The sequence below is a fragment of the Prosthecobacter sp. genome (assembly GCF_046154365.1).
GTDB lineage: Bacteria > Verrucomicrobiota > Verrucomicrobiia > Verrucomicrobiales > Verrucomicrobiaceae > Prosthecobacter.
In genome coordinates this window covers 1-23,973 of sequence record NZ_JBJXFV010000172.1, presented here as the reverse complement: position 1 = coordinate 23,973, position 23,973 = coordinate 1, and the positions used below count along the sequence as shown (strand labels likewise).

Here is a 23,973-nt window from a genome sequence, read left to right as displayed (position 1 = left end):
TGAGCGCCCGCATCATTCAATTCTCCAGCCGTTCATCCGAGTCGATGAAGAACCAGCACGCCGCGCCGAGGAAGTAGGCCACGGCGAACAGGGTGATGTTCATGCCCCAGTTGTTGTCCGTGGCGGCGAGCACCAGAGGCACGACCATGGGGGCGATCGCGCCACCAGCGTTGCCCATCATGTTCATGCTGCCGGAAAGCGCACCGGCATGACGTCCGCCCACATCCATGCAGGCACCCCAGGCACCGGGCATGGCGAGGTCATTGCACAAGGCGGCGAGCCCGATGGCCATGACAGACGCAAGTGGTGCATCCATTTGCATTGAGATCAGCAGCATCACTCCGGCGACACTCATGCCCAGCACACCAAGCCAGCGACGCGTTCGCGCGATGCTGCCAAACATCCGGTCCAGCCGCGCGGAGAGCATCCCGGCCGTGATACAACCGATGCCGCCGAAGAACAACGGTACGCAGGCCAGCAGGGCGCGCTGCATGTCCGTGAGCGTGGGGAACTGCTCCTTCAGATAAGTCGGGAACCAGGTGATGTAAAAATACCAAGCATAGGACATGAAAAAGTACTGCCCCCACAGCATCCAAACCGTGGGCGAGGTGACCAGCCGGGACCAGGGCATGGCATGATCGCCAGGAGGTGCTGTTTCACCGATGTGCGCGAGTTCGGCTGTATTCACCGACGGATGATCCTTGGGATGATCGCGGAACCAGCGGAAAAACGACAGCGCCCACACCACGCCGAGCAGTCCGAAGATCAAAAACACCCATTTGTAATGCAGTCCAAGGCCAACCTTGCCTCCGGCACCACTCGCGAGCATCCAACCGACGAGCAACGGCGTGAATGCACCGCCCCAGCGCGCGCTGAGCCAGAGAATGCCCTGCGCCTTGACACGCTCGGCCATCGGAAACCACAGCGTGAAGGCCTTGGTAAGATTCGGGAAGCAACCCGCCTCTCCCACACCGAACAGAAACCGCGAAACGACCAGCGAAACCAAGTTCCACGCCCAGCCGGTGGCGATGGTGAAAATGGACCACATGGAAACCACCCGCATCAGCACTTTCCGCGGCCCGATGCGGTCGCCCAGCCAGCCGCCGGGGATTTCAAACAACGCATAGGCCCAACCAAACGCCGCAAAGGCATAGCCCATCTGCGTCTTCGTCAGCCCCAGCTCCTCCTGCATCATCGGCGCGGCCTGCGAGATGCACACGCGGTCGATGTAGGTGATGATCGCGAGGGTGACGGCAAAAAAGAGCACCACCTGACGGGCGCGGGAGGGTCGGAGAGTGGATTCCATGAGAATTAACCGCATGCTGTCACGATTTGAAGAGATGCGTCAATGTTCCTCTGCACTTGCCGTTCGCAAAATCATCAGCTATCCCTCGCGCCCTATGTCCGCAATCCCTGCTGAATTCCCCGGAGTCACCGCCGTCGCCAAGGCCAATGTCTATTTCGACGGCAAAGTCGTCAGTCACAGCATCTTGTTTGCTGATGGCAGCAAGAAAACGCTCGGCCTCATCTATCCCGGTGATTTCCACTTCGGCACGGGCAAGGCGGAGCGCATGGAGATCGTCGCAGGGGAGTGCGTGGTGAAACTGGACGGCAGCGAGGCCAAAACGACCTACACGGGCGGCCAGTTCTTCGATGTCGCGGCGAACAGCGGCTTCGACATCGCTGTCAGCGGCGGCATCTGCGAGTACATCTGTTCGTTCCTGGATTAACCCAAGGAATGGCTGAACAAATCAAGAGGTCTGTCAGCAGAAGAAGGAGCGGACTCCACCACAGAGTTCACTGAGAGGCACAGAGGTCTCAAAGAGAAACTCTGTGATCCTCCGTGGCCTCGGTGGTTAATCAGTGTCTTCCGAATCGAATGCAGGCGATCAGCCTGCTGCTTCGGTCTTCTGTCCCGCCAGTTTCGCGGCACGCTCGGCGAGTTCGATGTGGAACTGCTCGGGCGTGGGCGCTTCACCGGTGGTACGGGTTCTCGCGAACCAGTCGGCGAAGATCTCGCCGTCTTGGCGCTCGGCTTTGAAGGCTTCGAGGAAGGTGCGCACCTTGGCGGGCACGTCTTCGCCGAGGACGGTCTTGAATTCGAGGCCGGCAAGGCGGTTGCCGCGGATACTGCCGCCGACGAACATGGCATACTTGTTCGGCGAACGGCCCACGAAGCCGAAGTCGGCGTTGTAGGGCCGGCCGCAGCCGTTGGGACAGCCGGTCATGCGGAAGAGGATGGGTTCGTCGGCGAGACCGAGTTCGCGGAGTGTTGCGTCGATCTTGTCCATGAAGCCTGGGAGAACGCGCTCGGACTCACTGAGCGCCAAACCGCAGGTGGGCAGGGCGACGCAAGCGTGTGCGACCTTGCGGGCACGGGTCATGCCATCGCTATGCACGACGCCATGCTTGGCGAGGATGGCATCGACGTTGGCTTTGTCGCTTGGGTCGATGTCGGCAAGGATGAGATTGGTGTTGGGCGTGACAATGATCGGGCAGTTGATCGTCTGCGCGATCTCACGGAAGCAACTGCGGTACTGCGGTTTGCCTTCAACATCGGCGACACGGCCCATGCTGATGTGAACGCCGCAGTAGAGTTTGCCGTCGCCTTGCTCATGCCAGCCGAGGTTGTCCTCGACGCTGTCAAAGTGGAGTTCCTTGGCGGGGAAAGTTTCGATGCCCGGCAGGCGGCGCTGGACCTCGGCGCGGAAGGCGTCGATGCCCATGGTCTGCACGGTGTATTTCATGCGCGCGTTTTTGCGCTCGGTACGGTTGCCGTGATCGCGCTGAGTGGTGACGATGGCCTCGGTGGCATCGACGACGTTGGCACGCTTCACATAAAACAACGGCTGCGCCAGGAACGGGCGCGTGCTGAGCTGGCCGTGGCTCATGCCAAAACCACCGCCAACGGTGATGGTGTAGCCTTCGACCGCGCCATTCACGACGTGCGGCACGAAGCCGACATCCTGCGAGTAAAGATCGACGTCATTGCAGGGCTGGATGGCGACGGCCATCTTGAATTTGCGTGGCAGATACACCTTGCCGTAGATCGGGTCTTCACCTTCAGCAGCCTGAGTTGCCGCACGCACCGCAGGGTTCACCTCGGGGTCTTTGATCCAGTCGGGATCGACTTTCTCGCCGTCGAGCCAGATGTCGGCATAGGCCTGGCTGCGCCAGAGGAAACGCTGGCTGATTTCTTCGGTGAGCTTCTGCGTGTCGGCGTGGATGGCGTCTTTGAGAGGAGCCGCAGGGCCCATCGTGTTGCGCACGACATCACCGCAGGCGCCCATGGTGCTGAGACCGCTGTGGCAGACGTTGTGAATGACTTCCTTCAGGCCGCCTTTGAGCACGCCGTGGAGCTGGATGCCCTGACGATTGGTCAAACGCATGCTGCCCATCGCTTTGGAGCACAATTCGTCATGGATCAGCCACTGCACCGAGCTGATACGGCCACCGGGCATCTTGCTGCGGATCATAAAGCTCCACGCCTTGTCGAGCTTGGCCTTGGTGCGCTCGGCACGCACGTCGCGGTCGTCCTGCTGGTAGGAGCCGTGGTGCTTGAGCAGGATGTTCGAGTCCTCCGGGATGTTCGGGGTGCTGGTGTCAGCGAATTGCTCGGCAAGCTGGCCGCGGAGGCCGGCGGAGGCGAGTTTGATGTCTTCGACGGAGGCTTTGCTCATGTGGATGGGTTTTGGGGGCTTTCAGTGTCGGGCAGGATGCCTTGAATGCAAGCATTTGAGCCTGCGGCGTGCGTTCTGTAAATCATGGCAAGGCGCGCGTGACAATTCGGCATTAAAATGTCTAGTGGTGCCAAATGATTCCGTCAGCAGCATCAGCGTGTCAGGCCATTGTCAGGCTATCTGCAATGGTAATCGCCATGCTTATGTCTGGCTGTGTGAAGCAAAGCGATTACGAGGTTCTGCAGAAGGAGAATCAGCAACTGCAACTGCGGCTTGACCAGGCCAATGAGCAGTTTCGGCAGATCCAGGTTGAATTGAGTGTCCAGCAAGCCCGCGTTTTACAGCTGATGGAGGTCCACGCGAAGCTGCAAAAAAGCCAGGAACAGCTTCAGCAGACGCAGGATGAACTGGAGGCCCTGAAGACCGAATTCGACAAATTCCGCACCCAGCGGCGGAACGCCATGCTGAGAAAGAAAATCCCGGTCTTGAACCTCGATGGCGGCAAGGTGCTGCGTGATGCCGAAATCACCGCCATTAAAGGTGACGAACTTTCCATCCAGCATCAGGATGGATTTATCAAGGTGGCCCTGGCAGCATCTTCAGACGACCTGCGCTGGGAGGCTTGCTACGATCCTCGGAATGCCAAGTTGACGGCCCGTGAAAAATTGCTCGCGGAAGCCCGCTTGATCGATGCCAAACGAAGGCAAGAACAAGCCCGACCTGCAAAAACGGAGAGCATCGTTTCTGCATCATCTCCCACCCACAGTGCCATTGAGGGCCTGCGCCAGCAGCTTGCCGCTCAGAGAAGCCGGTTGAACGCTGAATTCCAGGCTATGGCCGCAAAAAACACCGCGGCCTTGCAGAGCGCGGAGTGGGATTCCTCCAGGCCCGAGGCCAGTCCGTTGCTCAATTCGCTTTCAGGCAGTCGTGCCGTGCTAGGCATCAGTCGGCTCCAATCCCTGCGGGATGCGATCTTGGCCACCCTCCAGCAGCTTCGCAGCCTCGACCCCGCATCACGTTGAGCACCGCAAAATCGCAAAATAAGCTAGGCAAAACGCCTTTTTAATCGTTTCCTGACACCACCAGCCATGAGCCACCGCATCCTCCTTGCCCTCCTCCTCACCGTCGGCACCGCCTCTGCCGTCGATTTCAAAACCCAGATCGCCCCGATCTTCCGCAACAAATGCTACGCCTGCCACAGCGTCACCAAAAAGGTCAAAGGTAAGCTCGCCTTGGATGATGCCGAGCTTCCCAATCAGATCGGCCCCGGCAAAAACATCATTCCTGGCGAGGCGATGAAGAGCACGATGTTCATCAATTGCACCCTGCCCGACGATGACGCCGACGTGATGCCGCCTGAGGGCAAAAACAAGCTCACCGCCGCCGAACTGGACCTCCTCAAAGCCTGGATCACCGAAGGTGCCAGCCTCACCGGTGGTGGTGCCGCCCCGGCGGCTGCCCCGGCTGCTGCCATGCCCGCCGCCGCAGGTGCGCTCACGAAATGGACCAGCAGCGACGGCAAAGTCATCGAAGCCCAGTTCATGGGCCTCGAAGGCGACGGTGTGCTGCTTAAAATGCCTGCCACCGGCGTCACCCACATCGTGCCGCTCACCCGTCTCTCGCCTGAAAGCCAGGCGCAGGCAAAAACAGCGACGAAGTAGTCATGAAGCGCGTTCTTTGCACGACCGCATCCTGCGTCATGCTGCTCGCCAGTACGGCAGTGGCTGAGGTGCGCTTTTGGACGAGCACCGGCGGCCAGCTTATCGAGGCCGAAATGATTGGCGTGAACGTGCAGAAGCGTGCCGTCAAAGTTCGCCTCAAGGACGGCAAGGAATTCGAGATCGCCATCGACAATCTCAGCACGCCCGACAAGGCCTATGCCAAAGAGCATTGGGCGGCGATGCAGAATGCTCCGGCAACTCCGGCGGCAGCCTCTGCCGGCGGAGTTCCTGATGCGGCGCTCAACAGCCTGCCGCCGCGCTACCGCTCTCGTCTCAGTCCTGACGCTCGCCTCAAGGCCATCCTCGACGGCGGCGGCACCCCGGAGGTTGAGGCCGCCGTGGTGCGCTCCTTGACCGGCTTCAAAGCCAGTCAAAATCCAGACGGTTCCTGGGGACGCGGCAACAAAAGCGCGATGACCGGCTTCGTGCTGCAATGCTACCTCGGCCATGGTGAGACGGCAGATTCAACGGAGTTTGGGGACACCGTCCTGAAAGGGCTGCTGTACCACATCAATCTCGCCAAACAGAACCCGCACGGCCTCTTGACCGAAAGCTGGGTGGGCAACAAGGGCGGCGCGGGCACGTATGAGCATGCCATCGCCACCGTTGCCATCGGTGAGGCCTATGTGCTGGCAAAACTTGGTTCCAAGAGCTTGCCTGGACTGCGCGAGGCCTTTGAAAAGGCCGTCGAAATCATCATCAGCCAGCAGACGAAACGCGGTTCATGGTCCTACGGCGGCCAGGACATCGTTTACAATCCCGGCGGCGGCGCAGACCTTTCTCTCGCGAACTGGCACTTCCAGGCGCTTCAGATCGCCAAGGAGACCAGCCTCCAATTGGGCGGACTGGATGCCTGCATCAAAAAGTCCGTAAGCTACATCGACTCGATGCAGACCAAGCAGGGTGGCTTCGGTGGACCGAATCGTGATGCGCATTACAACCAATGGAGCCTCAGCGGCGGTGCCGCCGCCGGCCATATCATGCTCAGCGGCCAAAACACTCCTGCCGCCACCAAGGGCGTCCAATTCATCGACGGTTTCCTCAAGGCCGAACCACCGGATTGGAACGCCAACTGCAATCTCTACTGCTGGTATGGATATGGCAACGCCCTCTCCCTCAACGGCGGCGCACCCTGGAAAGATTTTTCCCGCATCGTCATGCCTCAAATCATCGCCGCTCAGGAACCCACAGGCTCCTTCAAACGTGGCCGTCCCAACTGGCCTGCTGGTGATGCCGCGGATGCCACCTACCGACAGGCGCTTTGCACGCTGATTCTTGAGACGTTTTACCGTTGAGCCGGAGCCTGCTTCAAAACAAACACCGCCGCCGCCATCCGCTGGCCGTTGATCTGGAGATCGACGCGATGCTCGCCGGGGTAATGCTTGCGCGTGGTGAAATCGCGCACGACCTGGGTTTTGACGAGTTCAAGGCTGGCACGCGCCGGGAGATCGAGTTCGGTCCATTTGAAAACCTTCTCAGCGCTGGCACCACTGGCTTTGACGTAATGGATCACGTAGTCGATGGCGAGCCGCTGTGCATGGCTGGAGGTTGAAGTAATTGCCGCAGCCAAGGTGAGGCGTTCGCCCAAAGCGAGACGCGGAGGCGAGGCATTCAAGGTGGCCACAACCTCAGCTTTTTTGCCAAAGCCGAAGAGTTTTAGCGCGCGCGGATGGCCGCGCTTGATGAGCGTGCGGCAGGCTTGCCTAGCGATCCAGCGCAGGTGCGCGCGCTCCAGATCCCAAGCTTCGAGGCGCTGCAACACGAAGTCGGGGTGATCCTTCGTGATGTCATTGAGGTGATTCGCGACGGAGCGGCGGACGGAAAGCGATTCATCATCCTTCAAGGCCTCAAGAATGGCCGCCGTGGGTGCAGGATCACGCACGAGTGCGGTCAATCGCATGCCCCACGGCAGCCGTGGTCGGGATCCCTCACTGGCAAGCCGCCGCACCTTCTCATCCGGGTCGTTGGTCCATTGCTCCAGTGTTTTCAAGGCACGCGCCTGATCCGCCACGATGAACGGTCGCACCGCAAACTCAGAGGAGCCAAAGACCGTGAAGAACCGCAGCGCCTCCAGCGAGAAGTCAAAATCCTCGCCACCAAACGTGGCGACGAAGTCACCAAGGAAGATGGTGACGAACTCGTGGCCGATCTTGGGCGCGAGTTTTTGCAGCAGGCGCACCTTTTGCTGATACGTGCCCGGCAGCGCCGCAGCCACCGCGACTGCGCACTGATGAACGCGTTGCATGAGAGTGCGGTCCGCCAGGCCATCGAGCACGAGCTTCAAAAATGTCTTCGCATCGAACTTCGGCGCAATTTGGGCCAGTTCGCGTGCGATGGCGTGATAGCGGGCTTCGTCGAACCAGTCTTTGAGCTGCGGAGGATGGGATTCGTCAGGCATGGTCATTTCAGCTTCGCAAACACCGCTCGAATCTGCTCCAGGTTGCCGATCGTCAGCACCACTTCGTATTCAAACACCAGTCCCGGTTTCAACGCGAAGGTCTGGATCGGTGCGAGGTAGCTGCAATCGCCCTGGTTGCCGTTGCGCACGCGATAGCAGGTGATTTGCGTCGTGTGTGGCATGGACAGGCCGATGCCGTGGTTGTTCTCGTCCACCCACGCGCACCAAGGCTCGCCGACTTTGAAGTACTCGTTTGGAAATCCCGGCTGCTTGCGTGCGAGCTTCTTTTCCGCGTCCACAAACACCAGCGTGTCGAGTTTAGGCATCACAAACAACGCGGGCAGCTCCTGATGCCGTGGTTTGTGCTCCTGATTGCCTGTGTAAGTCATCTTGAACCTCAATCGCGCCAGTCCGCCATCGAGCCGCAGCCATTCTTCCATCACGCATTCGGGCGTGAAGGCTCCGGTGGCCCAATGACGCGGTTTCGACTTCGCATAGAAGCTCGTGGCGTCCGATTTCGACTCCATGACTTCCGCAGGTGCGTTTTTCCAGCTTCCACCCTGCACCGGATTGTAGCGCCAGGGCTTGCCGTTCCAGTCACTGCCATCTTCATCGCCATAATACGACTGCTGCACATAGCGCCCCACGTCGTAGGCATTGAGCAGGTTGTCCTGCGAACCTGAAAGCGAAAACCAACCGATGCAGGCGCCCGCGCTGAGATTCACACCGAGCCGGATTTGGCCGTTGTCGAGGTAATGCCAGTTCTCGGCGGCCTGCACCGGCGCTACCAGCAGCAGAATGGCGTGAATGAAACATTTTGGTGACATCCTTGCAGCCTCGCGGCATCTCGCCAAATGCGCAAGGATGCCCGCAACTTCACGCCGACTCCACGCCTTCACCGAATCCGTCATCCGGGGGATGACACGTCTCTCAAACCAGCATGGCGCGATCAATCTCTCCCAAGGCTTCCCCGACTTCAATCCGCCTGAGGAGCTGCTGGCCGCGCTGGAGCGTGCCACACGCGGCCCGTTTCATCAATATGCCGTGACCTGGGGTGCGCCGCGCTTCCGGCAGGCGCTGGCGAAGAAGATCACGCATTTCTCCGGCACGCCGGTCGATCCTGATCAAAACCTCGTCGTCACCTGCGGCAGCACGGAGGCAATGATGTGCGCCATGATGACATGCTGCGAGCCGGGAGACAAAGTGATCGTCTTCTCGCCCTTCTACGAGAACTACGCCGCCGATGCGATCTTGTCGGGTGCGGAGCCGATCTACGTTCCGCTGCGTCCGCCGCAGTTTGGCTTCGATCCCGATGAACTCGCCCGCGCTTTTGCCCAAGGCGCGAAGGCCATCATCGTCTGCAATCCGTCGAACCCGACCGGCAAAGTCTTCACGCGTGCCGAACTGCAAACCATCCTCGATCTGGCCGAAAAACACGACGCCTTCGTCATCACCGACGAGCCCTACGAGCACATCGTCTATGCGCCGCATGAGCACGTTTACATGCATTCGCTCCCTGGAGCCGCGGAACGCGTGATCGTGTGCAATTCGCTCTCCAAAACCTATTCCATCACGGGCTGGCGGCTCGGTTATGTGCAGGCAGCGCCGCACATCATCGCGCAGGCGCGCAAGGTGCATGACTTCCTCACCGTCGGTGCCGCCGCACCGCTGCAAGAAGCCGCCGTCGCCGGATTGGAGCTGCCGGACAGCTACTACCTCGGCCTGCGTGACCTCTACACCGCGAAGCGCGATGTCTTCCTCGGCCATCTGCGCGCCACTGGCCTGCCGTTCACCGAGCCTCACGGCGCTTACTACGTGCTCATGGACATCTCATCCCTCGGCTTCACCACCGACACCGAAGCCGCCGAATGGTTCGTGCGCGAGATCGGCGTGGCCGGCGTCCCCGGCTCCAGCTTCTTCCGCGAACCCGAGCATCGCTTCATCCGCTTCCACTATGCGAAGCAGGTGGAGACGCTCGATGCAGCCGGGGAGAAACTTGCGAGATTGAAACGTGGGCGATGAAGCCTTCACGGGATGATTTTGACGGCGGCAGCCTCAGGGCGTGCGACGGGAGCGGAAGGAGTGACTGACTCAGTGGCAGCGGGAGGAATCTGCTTCAGCGCTTCGCTGGCGGCATGCTGGATGAGCAGGTCGGTGGAGGTGGTGGCGAGGGAGGCTAGCAGCGCGGCGGACTCGGGGTTGCGGATGGCGGAGATTTGCTGAATGACGGCCTCCCGTTCAGCGACGCGTGATTCGGGAAGCTGACCGAGAGCCTCCACGAGGCTGGTGAGCGCGTCAGCGGTGCCGATTTTCGAGAGGCTGAGCGAGCCAGCCTGACTGATCTCTGCCACCGGAGATTGTGAGACGAGTGCTCCGAGCGTGGTGACGACCTGGGGATTGCGCAGCGAGCCGAGCGCGCTGAGAACGCCTTGGCGCTGGCCTGCGACGGCCTCGTTTTCGGCGTAGAGCTCGGTGAGGAATTGTACGGTGTCGGCATTGCCCATGCGGGCGAGGGTGCGGTTGACGGCGCTGAGCACGGTGGGGTCGTTGGTGATGCTGAGGAAGGAGGTGGCGAGTTCCAGCGCGGCGGGTTTGCTGGTGGCATCGAGGGCGGACAGCATGGTGCCGCGAGTGGCGGGGTCTTTTTCGGTGAGGACGGCGTTGGCGAAGGCCTGCATGGCCTCGTCGGTGCCGATCTGCACGAGGGCGTCGCAAAGCATGGCTTTCTCCTCCGCAGAGGCGGCGCTGGCGAGGCGGCGAATGATGTCCGCCACGCCGTCGGGGCCGAGGGCGACGAGACGCCGCACTTCTTCGAGGCGGGAGGCTGTGGCTGGATCAAGCGAGGGAGCCGCCGTCGTCTGCGATGCTGGTGCCGGGGTGAATGACTCCGCTAGAGACGAGGCAGAGCGCTGGGGACGGGTCACAGCGGGCTTTAGGGACGGCGTGCCCTGCAAAGCGGCATCACCGCTCCCCGGTCCGAAAAAGACGAGGAGGGTGATGGCTGAAAACAATCCCGCCATGAGGCAGATGATTTGGATTCTGCGGCTCATGGCGGGTGGAGCTTGGATTTGGAGCTGAGGTGCGCTGCTAGTGTGGATCAACGAGCGAGGCTGAGGGTGTAAGCACCGGTGATAGTGCTGTTAAAGCCGGCCACTTTCACGTAGTAGGTGCCTGCGGGCAGCGTGGCCCGGATGCGGAAGTTCGGGAAGCCTGCGCCGTCGTCATTGAAGGCGAGCTGGGTGCCGGCGGCGTTGTAGAGGTAGCCGACGACATCCGTGCCTCCAGCGGTGCTCAAGTTGACCGTGCCGGTGGCCGACAGGGTGATGCGGAAGTAGTCCACGTCGCCACCGTAGTTGATGACTCCCGTGCGGCTGGTCGGCAGGCTGGCGACGACCGTGGAGGTGGCGGCGGTGTTGCCGTGGTCGTCCACAGTCACCACACCCGTGCCGGAGATGGCGAAGGTGTAGGGGTTCTCGTTGCTGTCGTTGTTGGCGATGCTGACCGTGGCGGTGAAGGTGCCGCTGGCCAGCGGACGGAAGCGGACGGCGAAGGTGGTGGAGCGGCTTGCTGCGAGAGTGGTGACGGGCAGGGAGACGACGCTGAATTGAGCGGCGCCTGTGCCGGTGATGTTCACGACGGGAGCGCCGGTGAGGCGGAGGTCGCCCGTGCCGAGGTTGTCCACGGTGAAGGTGCGATCGACAGCGGTGCCGCTGCCATTGACGAAGGTCGTGCTGCCAAAGCTGGTGCCATCGGTGGTGGCGGGGGTGGTGTCGCCACTGGCGATTTCGAGATTGGCACCACGGAGACGGATTTCTGGCAGGGACTCGGGAGCGCTGCTCAAATTGAGAACGTAGCTGCCGCTGCTGGCCTTGTTGTAGGTATGAACGCGGACGTAGTAGGTGCCGGGGTTCAGGACGCTGACGATCTGGAAGTTGCTGCCGTTGGTGTCGTCATTGAAGACGAGCTGGGTGCCGGTGGAGTCAAGCAGGTAACCGTAGGTGTTGATGCTGCTGGTGGTTTTGGCGGTGACCTGCAGGCGGCTGGTGAGCACGAACTTGAACCAGTCTTCGTCGCTGTTGGTCTCGATCACACCATTGGTGTTGCTCGGTGTGGCGACGCTGGTGGCGGAGGCCAGGGTGTTGCCGTGGTCGTCTGTCGGCGGTGGTGGTGGGAGCGGGCCGGAACCAAAGTCCGCATAGGCGCGGGCGGTGCTGCCATCTGCGCTGCCGGGGATGCCGGTGGCAGTGGTGGCATATCCGACGGCAGTGCCAGCAGCGTTGGTCAGACGGAAGTCTGAGAGGGCAACGGGTGAGCCAGTGCGGTTGTCGGCGACATAGAGGTAGTAGCGATTGCCACCGGCGGGAATGGTGTCAGTGAGGTCGAACACGAACGAACCGCTGACTGCCGAAGTGGTGCCGAGGAAGCCGAAGGCGCCGCCCTGGTTTTTCAGCGCACCGCTCTGCCACAGCGTGCCAGGGGTGGTGGAGGTCGTCGCCGAGCGGCCGACTTGAACGTTGATCTCATTGCGCTTGGCCGTGTTGAGGGTGAACTGGCCGAGCAGGGCTGGCGTGTAGGAAGCACGGGCCGTGACATAGTAGGCGGTATTGTACCACCAGCCTGCTTCGCGGGTGGTGTTGTCCGCACCGCTCACAGCGGAGATGCTTTTCAGTGCGTCATAGGCGATCCAGGCAAAGCCGCTTTCACCCCAGCCAGTGCCCCAGGAGTTGGCGATGCGGAAGGCCCCCTTCTCACCGGCATCGACGACGCCGTTGCGGTTGAGGTCGGACCAGAGGTTGTCGTTGTAGCCGACGACCGTCATCGCGTGGCCGCTGGGGACGGATTTCACAAAGAAGCAGACCTGCTTGCCAGCGACCGCGTCGTCAACCGTGGTGGAAGGGTCGTTGCCAGCGGCGCGGAACTGCCAGCCGTAGATGTTGGTGGCAAAGACACAGACGTAACCGTTGTTGAGCAGCGCCTTGAGGTTGTTCACGCCGGTGTCCGTGTTCATGACGGTGACCTGACCGCTGGTGTTAAAGCGGTTGCTGATGGCACGGCGCCACACAGCAGGGTCGGTGCTCCATTCGAGGTAGTTGGTGTTGTAGGGGAAGTCCGCCCAGGAAGGTGCCCCGTTTTTGAGCATGACGTCAAAGGCGCTGGTGAACCACGAGCCGTTGTCGCCGCCGCCGTTGATCATGTTGTAGCACCACTTCGGCGAGAGCTTGGTGGTGTTGTCTGCGTCGTTCTTGCTGTTGATGCCGCGGGCCAGGCCGAGCATGTGCGTGCCCATGTAATAGGTGCTGGCCCAGCAGGCGCAGGAGCCGATGCTGCCCTGGCTACGGATCGGCGGGAAGGAAGGCAGCGTGCTGTTGTCCACGGCGGATGGCAGCACGGTGCCCACCGAAGCCGCCGTATCCACGGCTGCCGCCACGGTCATGGTGCTCTGGGCCAAGGCCTCGGTGCCATGAGCCACGGCGCGCAGCCCCATCATCGCCATGCCACGGGCCTGGCGGTGGGTGTTCACCCGCTGAACGCCCAGCGTGTTGAACTGCACCACGCCGACGCGCTGCACATTGCGCTCCATCCAGGTGATCTGGTCTGCATTTGGCGGCACCAGGCCGGTGGCGAGTCCTGGCATGCGGTTCTGGGCTGTTGCCGAACCAAGTGACATGGACAGAGCGCCCAGCAGGGCGGCTCCGCGGATTAGGCCGCCTGTGAGCAGGTGGCGGATGACTGAGTGTGGTTTCATGGGTTGAGTGTGGTTGAGAATATCTTGACTGCTTGGCAAAGGGAAGCCTCAAAGCATGGGCCTATGATGTTCGAGCCTGGAAAATCGGAAATGGGTAGGATTACCCGCCATTTATGCGATTTGGCCGCCTGCCCCCCTTGGTGCGTCTCCCCTCATGGGAAAAACCGCTTTGCAGCGTTGAACGGTCCCGCTAGCATCGTCACATGGCAGCATGGCTGGAGCAGCAAGGCACCAAGCAGGTGATCGAAAGTGAAATCTTTCTCGGCAGGCACAAAGACAACGATTTGTGCCTGCCTCATGAAGGGGTTTCACGTCGTCACGCCCTGGTTTATCCGCAAGGCGGTGCCTACTTCGTGTCTGATCTTGGCAGCACGAACGGTGTCCTGCTCAATGGCATCCGCCTGCGTCTGCCAACGGAACTCAACGACAAAGACGAGCTGATGATCGGCCCCGCCCGGCTGCTGTTCCGCTGGCCGGGCCAGCGGGTGGCCCGGCAGGCCCAGGACGAATCAGGCCCCACGGAGCGGACCGCCTTGGTCGCCCCCAGTCTGGGCGGCTTCAGCCGCATCGTGCTGCGGGTGGATCAGCAATTGAAGGTGCATGCGCCTGATGTCACCTGGGCCGGTCTGATGAAGCGGTTTTTCCGTGAGCCGGTGGATCCCTATACCGCGACGCCCCCGCGTCTGCACCAATGGCTACGCGCCACCACCACCGCGCTTTCCCGCACCCCGCATGCTCTGGCAGAACCGTTCGTCGCTGAGCAGTCAGGCTCGAAGCTCGTCGTGCGCTGCCTGCCGTCACCGCCGCATGAGTGGTTCCTGCTTTGCACCGTGGAGACACCGATTTTCGAATCATCCGCGCTGCAAGCCCTGGGCCTGTCGGACCGGGAGGCGGATGTCATGAAATGGATCGCGGAGGGCAAAACGAATGCCGACATCGGCACCATCCTGGCCATCTCCACCTCCACGGTGAACAAGCATGTGGAGAGCATCCTCAAAAAACTCGGTGTCGAAAACCGCTCTCAGGCCATCCGCGAGGTGATCGAACGCATCGGGCGCGGCTAAACGCTCAACTCAAAAAAACCGCCTGCTGAACTCCAGATACGCGAAGTCGGTGTCGCCACGTCTGACGTTGTTCTCGACGAAACCGCCCGCGCTGAAGTGCGCGTAGCCGAGGATCAGCTCAGTTTTGTCGCCGAGGTTGAAGCGTGTGCGGAGGTCGAACTCGTGACCGATGCAGCCGCCGCTGGCTCCGGTGGAGTCGAGGGCGTTGTTCGCGGTGGTGAAGCGGTCGGTGGCGCTGTCGAGCCAGTACCAACTGTAGCCGAGGTCGAAGCGGAAGGTTTTGGATGGAGCGCATTCGAAGCGGAGCTTCGGGGTGCGGATGTTTTCAAAAACGATGTAGTCGTTGGCGGACCAGGGACGGCTGAAGCCGAAGAAGCGCTCGAGGCGGTTGTCGGCGCCGTCGTTGGGATCATGGTCGCCGGAGGCGTGGCCGTAAAAGAGGCTGAGGCGCGATTTCCACGGCGTTTTGAAATTGTAACCGACCTCGGCGGTGCCGGCCCAGGCGCGGACCTTGCGCGGGCCGTTCTGGCCGAATTGATAATTGAAACTGGCGTCGTAGTCGAAGCCGGTGCCGCCGATGACGCCGTAGCCACGGAGGCCGGGATTGTGTACCATGCGCTCCAGCACTCCCGCGTGCGCGGACTGATGCAGGGCGAGGTAATACGGCTCCAGCGTGATGATCTCCGCCCAGCGCCGCCAGTGGCCGATGGCAGCATACAGCCACTGCTGCTCGACGGGACGATCCCACTCATACTTGGAACGGCTCAACGGCTGCACGGCGAGGAGGTCGAGCTGCCAATCGTTGCTGTCCTGGCCGAGCGAGGCGTGGAAGCCCTGGAACGTGTTCGCCGTGTTGCGCCACTGGTTGTTGCCAATGAGGCGGCGGTCGAGGAACTCGAAGTTGTGGATGCCGTAGCGAATGAAGGCGGGGCGGGCGTTGCCGTGCGGATCGGTGCCGAGGAGGTTTTTGCAATGCAGTTCGCCGTAGAGCCGGATGAACTCGAATTCATTCACGTCACGGTTGTCACGCGGATACTGGCTGTGATAACGCCGCGAGTCCTGCATCTCGACGGCGAAGCGGAAAGGATCGAGAATGTCGTGGATGCCGAGGTAGGCACGCGTGCGGTGCAGCAAGGGCTCATCCAGCCCGGCCTGCGCTCGGCGGAGGTCATCGTCGCGGTATTCGTAGCGAAACCGGTAATCGAGGCCGAGGTCGAGCCACGCGGCGTTTTTGAGGAAGTCGATGCCCATTTCATTCGCATGCCGCGCATACTTCGGCGGATCAGGATCACGCGTGGTGCTGTAACTCTGTGGCGCACGGTAAAAGCTCTGCGCCAGGAGCGAAGGGCACAGGACAAAGAGCAACAATGACGGAATTCGGATCACAAAGTGGGCTGAAAGCGCGGTGCGTGGCCTCGTCTGGACGTGAGTTCAAGCGCGATGGCAAAAGTTTGATGAAAAAGCACCAGGGTGCCGCGTTGGTTCACGCTCAGTCCATCCGACCATGAAACTCACGACCCTGACCACACTCCTCGCCGCGCTGGCGTTCACCGCCCGCGCTGAATTGAAACTCCCCGCCATCCTCGGCGACAACATGGTGCTGCAGCAAAAGCAGACGAATCCGCTCTGGGGCTGGGACACGCCCGGCACCGAGGTCACGGTGAAGTTTGGTGCTCAATCAAAGTCAGCCAAGGCCGGCGCTGATGGCAAATGGACGGTGAAACTCGATCCCGTGCCCGCGAATGCGCAACCCGCGACAATTTCGATCAAGGGCAGCAGCGCCATGGAACTCAAGAATGTGCTCGTGGGTGAGGTGTGGATCTGCTCCGGGCAGTCGAACATGCAGTGGAACGTGCAAAGCGCCTGGGACGCTGATTTGGAGATCGCCACGGCCAAGTATCCGAACATCCGCCTCATCACGGTGCCGAATGTGGGCACGCAGGAGCCGCAGCAGGATTTCAAAGGCCAGTGGGTCGAGTGCTCACCGCAGACCGTGGGTGGCTTCAGCGCCGTGGGTTTCTTCTACGGACGCGTGCTGCACAATGTGCTCGATGTGCCCGTCGGTCTGATCAATAACTCGTGGGGAGGCAGCGCCGCCGAAGCCTGGGTGAATCGTGGCGAGTTGGAGAAAGATCCGCGCTTCAAGCTGCTGATGGACAATACGAAAGCCAATGAGACCCGTCTGAGCTCAGATGCCGCCAAGCAAAAATACGAGGCCGATCTCGCCGCATGGAAACAACTGGCCGATGCGGCCAAGCAGGCCGGCAAAGCCTTCACCACTCGCGCCCCTGGAGCGCCAGACGCTTGGCTGCGTGGCAATGCCCGTCCCGGCAACATCTATAACGGCGCTTTGCTGCCCACCATCGGCTACGGCATCAAGGGCGCGATTTGGTACCAAGGCGAGAGCAATGCCGGACGCGCCTTCGAATACGCCAGCCTGTTTCCCTTCATGATTCAGAACTGGCGCAGCGAGTGGCAGCAGGGCGATTTCCCCTTTTACTGGGTGCAACTGGCTGACTACATGGTCGAAAAATCCGACGCCGAGCAAGCCACCGCCAGCTCCTGGGCCGAACTGCGCGAAAGCCAGACGAAAACCCAGAGTGCACTTCAAAATGGCGGCCAAGCTGTCATCATCGACCTCGGTGAGGCCAACGACATCCATCCGAAAAACAAGCGCGACGTGGCCGAACGCCTCGCCCGCTGGGCGCTGGCGAAGGATTATGGCATGAAGCTGTCCTATCGCAGTCCTGAGTTTAAATCCGCCGAGTTTGCCGGTGGTAAGGCCCTCGTCAGCCTCGATACCTTTGGTGGAACGCTGCGCACCGTGGATGTGAATGACGTGAGGGGCTTCGTCATCTGCGGTGAGGACAAGAAGTGGGTTTGGGCCACCGCCAAGATCCTCGGTAAGGACAAACTGGAAGTCAGCGCTGATGGCGTCGCCACCCCCGTTGCCGTGCGCTACGCCTGGTCCGACAATCCCGTCTGCAATCTCTTCACCACCGACGGTCTTCCCGTGACTCCATTCCGCAGCGACGACTTCGAGATGCTGACGAAGCCGAAGCCATTACCCGGCGGCTTACGCTGATTTCAAATTCAAAGGCACGACCACGAGGTCGTGCCTTTTTCAGTACCGGGGACATTCCTGCCCCCGGCAAACCATGCACAAGCAGGAATGGCCCGGTGTTACGAAAGAGTTAAAACAGCCGCATGTTGAAATTTCAACATGCGGACTTGACGATTGACTCGTCCTGTTGAAATATCACCACCTATGTGGGTCGATAAACATTCCAATGAGTTCAGCCGCCGCGAGCGGCAGGTGATCGAGATCGTGATGAAGCATGGGCGGCTTTCCGCGCGTGAGATTGAGGAGAAACTGCCGGACGCGCCGACTTACTCGGCCGTGCGGTCAATCCTGCGGCTCCTCGTAGAGCGCGGACTGCTGAACAAGGTCCAGGAGGACGGGCGCGATTGGTTTTCGCTGCCCGTCTCGCCGAAGAAGGCCCGCGTGAGCGCCTTGCAGAGCTTTGTGGGCCGGTTTTTTGAGAACTCCGCTGGTGAAGCCGCGCTGGCGCTGCTGGGGCAGAAAAACGTGAAACTGAGCGCCGAAGAGGCCAATAAACTGATCCAACTGATTGAGGAGGCAAGACAGCCATGAACGACATCATCGAACCCTTGCTGCGACTGCTGACGCGCAACCCGAATCTGGCGCTACTAGCGGCTGCATTGCTGACCAGCACGAGCGTGGTGTGCGTGGCCTGGGCGCTGGCCTTGCACTTGCAGCGGCGCTCATCGCGGGCACGAGTGCTGGTATGGCGGATCGCGCTGGTGACGCTGCTGGTGGTGGCGGGATGGCGGTTGATGCCTGAAGCACCGCCGTCGCCTGCGATCATGGAGTGGCAGGTGACTCTCCCTGCTGCATCCCTGGAAGCACCGCCGATTTTGACAGAGACCGCCGCATTGATTCTGCCGGCAAAAACTTGGTGGCAGCGTGGACTTGGCTGGTTGGAGCATTCGGGTGTGGCGCTTTGGCTGGGCATCGGGGCGGGGCTTTTTCTCTGGCGCACGGTTTCTGCATATGCGGGCCTGATCTGGCTGCGGAAACACAGCCAGCCTGCGCCAGCCGCGATTGATCGAATGCTGCGCGGGATGAACGCGCCTGCATCTGCGTGCTGCCTGATGGCGGAGCGTTTGCACTCGCCCATGCTCACAGGCTGGCGCAGGCCGGTCGTCTGGCTGCCTTCGGAGTCCGTGAACTGGGATGACAGGCGGCTAGAAGCGGTGCTGCGACATGAGTTGGCGCATTTGCAGCGTGCAGACGTGCTGTGGCACTGGCTGTCTCAGCTTATTGTCTGCCTGTGGTGGTGGCAACCGCTCGTTTGGCTGGCACGGCGGGGTTTGCGCGTCGAAACCGAGCACGCGGCGGATGATGCGGCCGTGCTGGCAGGTGGGGACGCGCATGACTATGCGCGGACGCTGGTGGAGATCGCCGCAGGCATTCCCAATCGCCTGCGAAATGTGGCGGGTGTGACGATGTTTGGTGGTGAGCCGGTGCAGCAGCGAGTGCGGGAGCTGATGAAGATGAACAAGTGGCGCGGACGGATCGGCGTCGGTGCGCTGAGCATGATCTCACTCGTGGCGGTGATTCTGACCGTGCTGGCGGCGACGAAGGTGGAGTTCAAGCCGCGCAAGCCGGTATATCAGAGCGTGGCGAAGCTGGTGGCGGGCGGGGGCATGACAGAGCAGCCGCTTACGTGGCAGGAGCAGAGGGAGGACTTTTACGGAACGATCATCGAAACTATCGAGTCGGCTGAAATGAAGCGCAGGGCTTTGGGCCGTGTGAGGGCGTTGAATCCCGATCTGCAAGACCGTGACGTTGAAATCCTCGTCTCGCAGAGCAAGGGATCGACCATTTTTAACGTCCAGACACGCTGCGAGGACGGCAAATACGCGAAGGTGTTTTTGGACGCGTTGCTTGATGAATTCATCGCCTTCCGGCAGTCGGTTCGCGAACAGGCACAAGGCAATGTGCTGAAACCCTTTCTCCAAGAGACGGAGACACAGCGGAAGGTCATGGAAGAAAAGGCGGCTGCGCTCACGGCCTTTCAAAAAGTGAACAATGTGGTGACGCTGACGAATGCTAACAACAAAGCGGCCGCACGGCTCAGCGAGTTGATGGAGCAACGGGAAGCGCAGCGAACCGTGGCTGTAGAGATGAAGCTGGCCTTGGACAGCATCTCTGCCGCTCTGGCAGCGAAGAAGCAAGAGCCGCGTCTCGTCGGCGATTTTATCCCGGCCGATACCGAGTCCAGCTACCTCAAAACCAAGAACGAACTGTTCGTGCTGGACAATGAACGGAAATTTATGCTGCAAACTCGCAAGCCTGATCACGCCGAGGTGCTGGCGCTTGATGAGAAGATCGCCAAGACAAAGTTTTTGCTCCAATCTTTGGGCGACCACATCACCAAAGATTTGCAGCAGCGATATGAAGACGCGCCACGCCGGATCGCCGCCCTAGATGAACAATGTGCCGCGCTCGAACAGGAAGGACTGAGGCTGGGAGGCAACCTGGCCGAGTACGAGCGCTTAAAGTCTGAAGCCCAGGTGGCCAAAGAGGCGTTTCAGAAGCTGTTTGAGCGCACAGAGAAGCTCCCACCCTTTCAAATTACAGGCCAAACGGATTACATGGCGATCCAGGAACGAGCCTCAACGGCCACGGAGGTCCTACAAAGCGGACTGCTGCCGGTGTGGCGGCTGTGGACATCTGAAACGAAGCAGGCGGTGAGTTCATCCGCATCTCAAGCAGCTTCCAAGAAAAACGAGCTGGGCAAAGTCCCTCGTTGAAACTCACGCTGGAGTCCGAAAACAACGAAGGGCACGACATGCGTCGTGCCCTTCGAGTGATATCAATGTGATCAGCGTATTACTTCGGCTGCACAGCCGGCGCCGCTGGAGAAGGAGCCGGTGTTGGCGTCACAGCAGGTGCTGGAGCGGGAGCCGTTGCGGCGGGGGCAGGAGCTTTGGGGGCTTCAAGGGCCTTGGCTGGCTCGGTTTTAGCAGGAGTAAGAGTCGTGGCAGCAGGAGCGGCTTTCGGAGCTTCACCAACTTTGATAGGTTCGCCAGACTTGGCGGTTTCACCCGCTTTGACGGCGTCTTTGATCTTTTCCATGATCTTGGCGGTTTCAGCATCCGACGGAGCGGCAGCAGGGGCTGCGGCGGCGGGTTTGGCGTCGCCGAAGATTTTTTGGGTTTTGCCACCGCCCTGATTGCGGCTGACGAGAACGGCGAGGAGCAGCGTCAGACCAAACATGATGACGGCGAGCCAGACGGTGAACTTTTGCAGCACGTTGGTGGTTTGCGCGCCCCAGACCTGGCTGGCGGCGGCGTCGCCGAAGGAGGCGCCGAGGCCTTCCTGGCGTGGGCGCTGCATGAGCACGACGAGAATGAGCAGGAGGCAGACGATGACTTCGACTGCGGTGAGGATTCCAATGAAGATGTCCATAAAAGGGGCGCGAATATGGGGGGGACTTCACCGCTTGGCAAGGGGCAGTTCCCAGTTTGGGCTTGGCAGAGGGGACGGCCTCGTTCAGCATCGAAACCATGAAACCTGCCGCTTTGCTCGCTTTCCTGGCCCTGAACTCGGTGATTTGGGCCGCTGATCCGTTCTTTGCCGCCGGAGCAAAGGTGGAAAAGCTGTTCACCGGCCATGGCGAGACCGAAGGCTGCACCACGGCACCGGACGGCACGATTTACTTCAGCGACATCACGCTGTCCCGCATCGTGAAGGACGCCAAGGGCGTGATGCAGGGCGGCCACATCTGGCGGTTTGACCCGAAAACCGGCCAGACGACGCTGTTTCGCTCGCCGAGTGCCAAATCGAACGGACTGGAGTTTGATCCCGCCGGGAACCTCGTGGCCTGCGAGGGTGCGGACTTCGGCGGACGCCGTATTTCACGCACGGACATGCAAACGGGCCTGTGCAGCATCCTGACGGCCACGTTTGAGGGCCGTCCGTTCAATGCGCCGAACGATCTCGCCATCGCCCGCGATGGGCGGATTTTCTTCACCGACCCCAAATACGTCGGCCCGGAACCGGTGGAGCAGCCGGTGATGGCGGTGTATCGCATCGACACGACAAACAAGGTCACGCGCCTGATCACGGATGCGGGCAAGCCGAACGGCGTGTGCCTCTCCCCCGACGAGCGCACGCTCTACGTCGGCGTGAACGACAACGGCAGCGAGGGCGTGGATGCGCTGCTCAATGACCAGCACGAGCCGCCGCCGCTGCGCAAAGGCTTGATGGCGATCCTGGCCTATGATTTGAACAGCGACGGCAGCGCGGCCTGCCGCAGCATCTTCGTGAACTTCGGCAGCAATCCCGGCCCCGACGGCATCGTGTGCGATGCGCAAGGCAACGTCTGGGCCGCCGCCCGCAACCCCGCACGTTCCGGCATCCTGGTGTTCTCGCCGGAGGGCAAAGAACTGGCCTATCTGAAGGTCGAATCGCCTCCAACCAACTTGTGCTTTGGCAAAGGCGATGACCGGCATCTCTACATCACGGCAGGCAGTTCGTTGTGGCGGGTGGGGTTGAAATGAGTGCCTCACAGCGGTCTTGCCTCAATTTCAGGGCTGTGATAACACAACCCCACTCAATATGACCCATATCTTAGAGGTTGATTACGAAAGTCGGGCCAGCATGCCGACACCTTCGACAGAAGAAGATGACTTCGCTGTGTTCCGTCACGAATGGGCTTCCCTCGGCGGTGCAGGCATTGCTGCTGCTTATGGCGACAATGAACCGGAATACTCCCCAGAAGACGTGATCAAATAGAGGCCGGGCTTTATGAGATTAAATCATGTTTTCATCTGGGTATGCTGCTTCCTGGCTTTGAGCGGGGAGGTTCTATCGTTGCAGCCCCCGCCGGAACCTCATCGGCACAAGATTTATTCTGCAAACAAAACGGTGTATGCTCATGTCACACCCGGCTTCTTCGGAAGGCCGTCCACCACAGTCAAACAAGCGAGGCAATGGTGGTTTGATCCAGTTCTTTGGCGGATTCCTCAATTCTTTGAGGAGGCTGAAATCTCCGAGGACGGATCATTCCTTTTGACCTTCAATCATCTCGTGAACCGGTGGCCAACACGCTACGACCCTGTGATTTGGATGTTTTGGAATGACAGCTCCGAGACCAAAATTTTGCTTGGCGAATTGGTTGGTGACTTTCATGCTTTTAAAACTCTCATGCCCGTCATGCAGTGGACCATCAAAAGCTGGGGATATGTGCTGGTGCCTTTGGACGGCCATTGGATCACCGTGGAAACCTGCGAAGGGAAACGATTTCAAATTCACGCAAAGACCCATCAAAAACGAAAGCTCCCACCTCATTAAACCTTCATGTCCGATCTTAAAGAACACCTCACGCAAAGCTGCCAGTTCGTGGATGCGGCGCTCGAACGTTTCATCCCGAGCGCCGAAACGCGCCCCGTGACGCTGCACAAGGCGATGCGGCACAGTGTTTTTGCCGGCGGGAAGCGGCTGCGGCCGATTCTGTGTCTCGCGGCGGCGGAAGCGTGCGGTGGGTCGGTGGACGCTGCCATCTTCAATGCCTGCGCGACGGAGTGCCTGCACACCTACTCGCTGATTCATGATGATCTGCCCTGCATGGACGATGATGACATGCGCCGTGGCGTGCCGACTTGCCACAAGGTCTATGGTGAGGCGATGGCGTTGCTCGCGGGCGATGCCTTGCAGGCGCTGGCCTTTGAATTGGTGACGAAAACGCCTGCCACGACGAATCACACCACGGCGGGGATGGTGCTCGAACTGGCACGCACCGCAGGCAGCCTTCATCTTGTGGGTGGCCAGGTGGCAGATCTCGAAGGCGAGGGCAAAAAGCTGCCCCTGGAGGATCTGCGTTTCATTCACGAAGGCAAAACCGCTGCGTTGCTTACCACGAGCGTGAAACTCGGTGCCATGAGCGCGAATGCGACCGCGGCGCAGATGCAGGCGTTGCACGATTTCGGCATGGCAACAGGTCTCGCCTTCCAGATCATCGACGACATCCTGGATGTGACACAGACGAGCGAAAAACTCGGCAAGAGCGCCGGGAAGGACATCGCGGCGGAAAAGAGCACGTATCCGGCGCTGCTGGGCCTCGAGGCCTCGCGTGCGGAAGCACATCGCCTCACTGAAGTGTCGCATCGGGCGCTGGATGTGTTTGGCGATGCGGCGGTACGGCTGCGGCAGCTCTCGGATTATCTGCTGAACCGGGACTATTGAGGAGGTCAGCTACTTCACTTTCTTCTTGGGCGGCTCCTCGGACTTCGTCTGAATGACCTCGCCGCCGGAGGGGATGACGAGTTCATC

At 60.6% G+C, this 23,973-nt stretch carries 21 protein-coding genes; 13 read left to right on the top strand and 8 right to left on the bottom strand.

Annotated features, from left to right (window positions below; translation table 11 throughout):
• Window positions 1-16 precede the first annotated feature (16 nt).
• Entirely contained in the window at window positions 17-1,306 is a 1,290-nt protein-coding gene (locus ACKVY0_RS22300) for an MFS transporter (protein ID WP_409217062.1), read from the bottom strand.
• Window positions 1,307-1,400: 94 nt separating this feature from the next.
• Between ACKVY0_RS22300 and ACKVY0_RS22295 the strand changes: the two genes are divergently transcribed.
• Window positions 1,401-1,730, top strand: a complete 330-nt coding sequence (locus ACKVY0_RS22295) for a pyrimidine/purine nucleoside phosphorylase (protein WP_409217061.1) — start codon at window positions 1,401-1,403, stop codon at window positions 1,728-1,730.
• 159 nt (window positions 1,731-1,889) lie between these two features.
• Here ACKVY0_RS22295 and ACKVY0_RS22290 read toward each other — a convergent pair whose 3' ends face one another.
• A complete protein-coding gene (locus ACKVY0_RS22290) occupies window positions 1,890-3,680 on the bottom strand; it encodes an NADPH-dependent assimilatory sulfite reductase hemoprotein subunit (RefSeq protein ID WP_409217060.1) in 1,791 nt (596 codons plus the stop codon).
• A 215-nt stretch (window positions 3,681-3,895) separates the two neighbouring features.
• Between ACKVY0_RS22290 and ACKVY0_RS22285 the strand changes: the two genes are divergently transcribed.
• The 3 genes from ACKVY0_RS22285 to ACKVY0_RS22275 all read left to right on the top strand — a co-directional run bounded on the left by ACKVY0_RS22285 (window position 3,896) and on the right by ACKVY0_RS22275 (window position 6,696).
• Entirely contained in the window at window positions 3,896-4,702 is an 807-nt protein-coding gene (locus tag ACKVY0_RS22285; protein WP_409217059.1) for a hypothetical protein, read from the top strand.
• Between the two features lie 66 nt (window positions 4,703-4,768).
• The gene (locus tag ACKVY0_RS22280) at window positions 4,769-5,341 is read left to right on the top strand and encodes a c-type cytochrome domain-containing protein (RefSeq protein WP_409217058.1); all 573 of its coding nucleotides are present in this window, start codon (window positions 4,769-4,771) and stop codon (window positions 5,339-5,341) included.
• Window positions 5,342-5,343: 2 nt separating this feature from the next.
• Complete coding sequence (locus tag ACKVY0_RS22275; RefSeq protein ID WP_409217057.1) at window positions 5,344-6,696, top strand: prenyltransferase/squalene oxidase repeat-containing protein; 1,353 nt, start codon at window positions 5,344-5,346, stop codon at window positions 6,694-6,696.
• Here ACKVY0_RS22275 and ACKVY0_RS22270 read toward each other — a convergent pair.
• Window positions 6,687-7,799, bottom strand: a complete 1,113-nt coding sequence (locus tag ACKVY0_RS22270; protein ID WP_409217056.1) for a DNA alkylation repair protein — start codon at window positions 7,797-7,799, stop codon at window positions 6,687-6,689. The genes ACKVY0_RS22275 and ACKVY0_RS22270 overlap by 10 nt on opposite strands.
• Window positions 7,800-7,801: 2 nt before the next feature.
• Window positions 7,802-8,626 carry a hypothetical protein gene (locus ACKVY0_RS22265; RefSeq protein ID WP_409217055.1) on the bottom strand — a complete coding sequence of 275 codons (825 nt, stop codon included), beginning with the start codon at window positions 8,624-8,626 and terminating at the stop codon, window positions 7,802-7,804.
• A gap of 37 nt (window positions 8,627-8,663) precedes the next feature.
• Between ACKVY0_RS22265 and ACKVY0_RS22260 the strand changes: the two genes are divergently transcribed.
• On the top strand, window positions 8,664-9,821 hold the full coding sequence (locus ACKVY0_RS22260; protein WP_409217054.1) for a pyridoxal phosphate-dependent aminotransferase: 1,158 nt from the start codon (window positions 8,664-8,666) through the stop codon (window positions 9,819-9,821).
• Window positions 9,822-9,826: 5 nt separating this feature from the next.
• Here ACKVY0_RS22260 and ACKVY0_RS22255 read toward each other — a convergent pair whose 3' ends face one another.
• Entirely contained in the window at window positions 9,827-10,849 is a 1,023-nt protein-coding gene (locus ACKVY0_RS22255; protein ID WP_409217053.1) for a HEAT repeat domain-containing protein, read from the bottom strand.
• A 47-nt stretch (window positions 10,850-10,896) separates the two neighbouring features.
• Entirely contained in the window at window positions 10,897-13,545 is a 2,649-nt protein-coding gene (locus tag ACKVY0_RS22250; protein WP_409217052.1) for a choice-of-anchor D domain-containing protein, read from the bottom strand.
• 203 nt (window positions 13,546-13,748) lie between these two features.
• Here ACKVY0_RS22250 and ACKVY0_RS22245 point away from each other — a divergent pair, with 203 nt between their 5' ends.
• Window positions 13,749-14,609 carry a LuxR C-terminal-related transcriptional regulator gene (locus tag ACKVY0_RS22245; RefSeq protein WP_409217051.1) on the top strand — a complete coding sequence of 287 codons (861 nt, stop codon included), beginning with the start codon at window positions 13,749-13,751 and terminating at the stop codon, window positions 14,607-14,609.
• Window positions 14,610-14,618: 9 nt separating this feature from the next.
• Here ACKVY0_RS22245 and ACKVY0_RS22240 read toward each other — a convergent pair whose 3' ends face one another.
• Window positions 14,619-15,995: an alginate export family protein gene (locus ACKVY0_RS22240; RefSeq protein ID WP_409217050.1), complete on the bottom strand. Its 1,377-nt coding sequence runs from the start codon at window positions 15,993-15,995 to the stop codon at window positions 14,619-14,621.
• Window positions 15,996-16,113: 118 nt separating this feature from the next.
• Between ACKVY0_RS22240 and ACKVY0_RS22235 the strand changes: the two genes are divergently transcribed.
• From ACKVY0_RS22235 to ACKVY0_RS22225, 3 genes are all read left to right on the top strand, one after another.
• Window positions 16,114-17,694 (top strand): sialate O-acetylesterase, encoded by a 1,581-nt coding sequence (locus ACKVY0_RS22235; RefSeq protein ID WP_409217049.1) that lies wholly within the window; start codon window positions 16,114-16,116, stop codon window positions 17,692-17,694.
• A 183-nt stretch (window positions 17,695-17,877) separates the two neighbouring features.
• A complete protein-coding gene (locus tag ACKVY0_RS22230) occupies window positions 17,878-18,264 on the top strand; it encodes a BlaI/MecI/CopY family transcriptional regulator (protein WP_409217048.1) in 387 nt (128 codons plus the stop codon).
• Window positions 18,261-20,450, top strand: a complete 2,190-nt coding sequence (locus tag ACKVY0_RS22225; protein WP_409217047.1) for a M56 family metallopeptidase — start codon at window positions 18,261-18,263, stop codon at window positions 20,448-20,450. Before ACKVY0_RS22230 ends, ACKVY0_RS22225 begins: the two co-directional genes overlap by 4 nt.
• A 79-nt stretch (window positions 20,451-20,529) precedes the next feature.
• On the opposite strand, the gene secG is transcribed toward ACKVY0_RS22225, so the two are convergent.
• Window positions 20,530-21,108, bottom strand: coding sequence for a preprotein translocase subunit SecG (secG, locus tag ACKVY0_RS22220; protein ID WP_409217046.1), 579 nt, complete (start codon window positions 21,106-21,108; stop codon window positions 20,530-20,532).
• A gap of 98 nt (window positions 21,109-21,206) precedes the next feature.
• Between secG and ACKVY0_RS22215 the strand changes: the two genes are divergently transcribed.
• The 4 genes from ACKVY0_RS22215 (at window position 21,207) to ACKVY0_RS22200 (ending at window position 23,886) form a co-directional block, all read left to right on the top strand.
• Window positions 21,207-22,202, top strand: a complete 996-nt coding sequence (locus ACKVY0_RS22215; RefSeq protein WP_409217045.1) for an SMP-30/gluconolactonase/LRE family protein — start codon at window positions 21,207-21,209, stop codon at window positions 22,200-22,202.
• A gap of 58 nt (window positions 22,203-22,260) precedes the next feature.
• Window positions 22,261-22,437 (top strand): hypothetical protein, encoded by a 177-nt coding sequence (locus ACKVY0_RS22210; RefSeq protein WP_409217044.1) that lies wholly within the window; start codon window positions 22,261-22,263, stop codon window positions 22,435-22,437.
• Between the two features lie 132 nt (window positions 22,438-22,569).
• Window positions 22,570-22,995, top strand: coding sequence for a hypothetical protein (locus tag ACKVY0_RS22205; protein WP_409217043.1), 426 nt, complete (start codon window positions 22,570-22,572; stop codon window positions 22,993-22,995).
• Between the two features lie 6 nt (window positions 22,996-23,001).
• Entirely contained in the window at window positions 23,002-23,886 is an 885-nt protein-coding gene (locus ACKVY0_RS22200) for a polyprenyl synthetase family protein (protein WP_409217042.1), read from the top strand.
• Window positions 23,887-23,973: the final 87 nt, after the last annotated feature.

Bases quoted from the DNA above. Each gene is read 5' to 3' on its own strand.
- ACKVY0_RS22300 (WP_409217062.1), bottom strand. From the start codon at position 1,306: ATGGAATCCACTCTCCGACCCTCCCGCGCCCGTCAGGTGGTGCTCTTT.
- ACKVY0_RS22295 (WP_409217061.1), top strand. From the start codon at position 1,401: ATGTCCGCAATCCCTGCTGAATTCCCCGGAGTCACCGCCGTCGCCAAG.
- ACKVY0_RS22290 (WP_409217060.1), bottom strand. From the start codon at position 3,680: ATGAGCAAAGCCTCCGTCGAAGACATCAAACTCGCCTCCGCCGGCCTC.
- ACKVY0_RS22280 (WP_409217058.1), top strand. From the start codon at position 4,769: ATGAGCCACCGCATCCTCCTTGCCCTCCTCCTCACCGTCGGCACCGCC.
- ACKVY0_RS22275 (WP_409217057.1), top strand. From the start codon at position 5,344: ATGAAGCGCGTTCTTTGCACGACCGCATCCTGCGTCATGCTGCTCGCC.
- ACKVY0_RS22270 (WP_409217056.1), bottom strand. From the start codon at position 7,799: ATGCCTGACGAATCCCATCCTCCGCAGCTCAAAGACTGGTTCGACGAA.
- ACKVY0_RS22265 (WP_409217055.1), bottom strand. From the start codon at position 8,626: ATGTCACCAAAATGTTTCATTCACGCCATTCTGCTGCTGGTAGCGCCG.
- ACKVY0_RS22260 (WP_409217054.1), top strand. From the start codon at position 8,664: ATGCCCGCAACTTCACGCCGACTCCACGCCTTCACCGAATCCGTCATC.
- ACKVY0_RS22255 (WP_409217053.1), bottom strand. From the start codon at position 10,849: ATGAGCCGCAGAATCCAAATCATCTGCCTCATGGCGGGATTGTTTTCA.
- ACKVY0_RS22250 (WP_409217052.1), bottom strand. From the start codon at position 13,545: ATGAAACCACACTCAGTCATCCGCCACCTGCTCACAGGCGGCCTAATC.
- ACKVY0_RS22245 (WP_409217051.1), top strand. From the start codon at position 13,749: ATGGCAGCATGGCTGGAGCAGCAAGGCACCAAGCAGGTGATCGAAAGT.
- ACKVY0_RS22235 (WP_409217049.1), top strand. From the start codon at position 16,114: ATGAAACTCACGACCCTGACCACACTCCTCGCCGCGCTGGCGTTCACC.
- ACKVY0_RS22230 (WP_409217048.1), top strand. From the start codon at position 17,878: ATGTGGGTCGATAAACATTCCAATGAGTTCAGCCGCCGCGAGCGGCAG.
- ACKVY0_RS22225 (WP_409217047.1), top strand. From the start codon at position 18,261: ATGAACGACATCATCGAACCCTTGCTGCGACTGCTGACGCGCAACCCG.
- secG (WP_409217046.1), bottom strand. From the start codon at position 21,108: ATGGACATCTTCATTGGAATCCTCACCGCAGTCGAAGTCATCGTCTGC.
- ACKVY0_RS22215 (WP_409217045.1), top strand. From the start codon at position 21,207: ATGAAACCTGCCGCTTTGCTCGCTTTCCTGGCCCTGAACTCGGTGATT.
- ACKVY0_RS22210 (WP_409217044.1), top strand. From the start codon at position 22,261: ATGACCCATATCTTAGAGGTTGATTACGAAAGTCGGGCCAGCATGCCG.
- ACKVY0_RS22200 (WP_409217042.1), top strand. From the start codon at position 23,002: ATGTCCGATCTTAAAGAACACCTCACGCAAAGCTGCCAGTTCGTGGAT.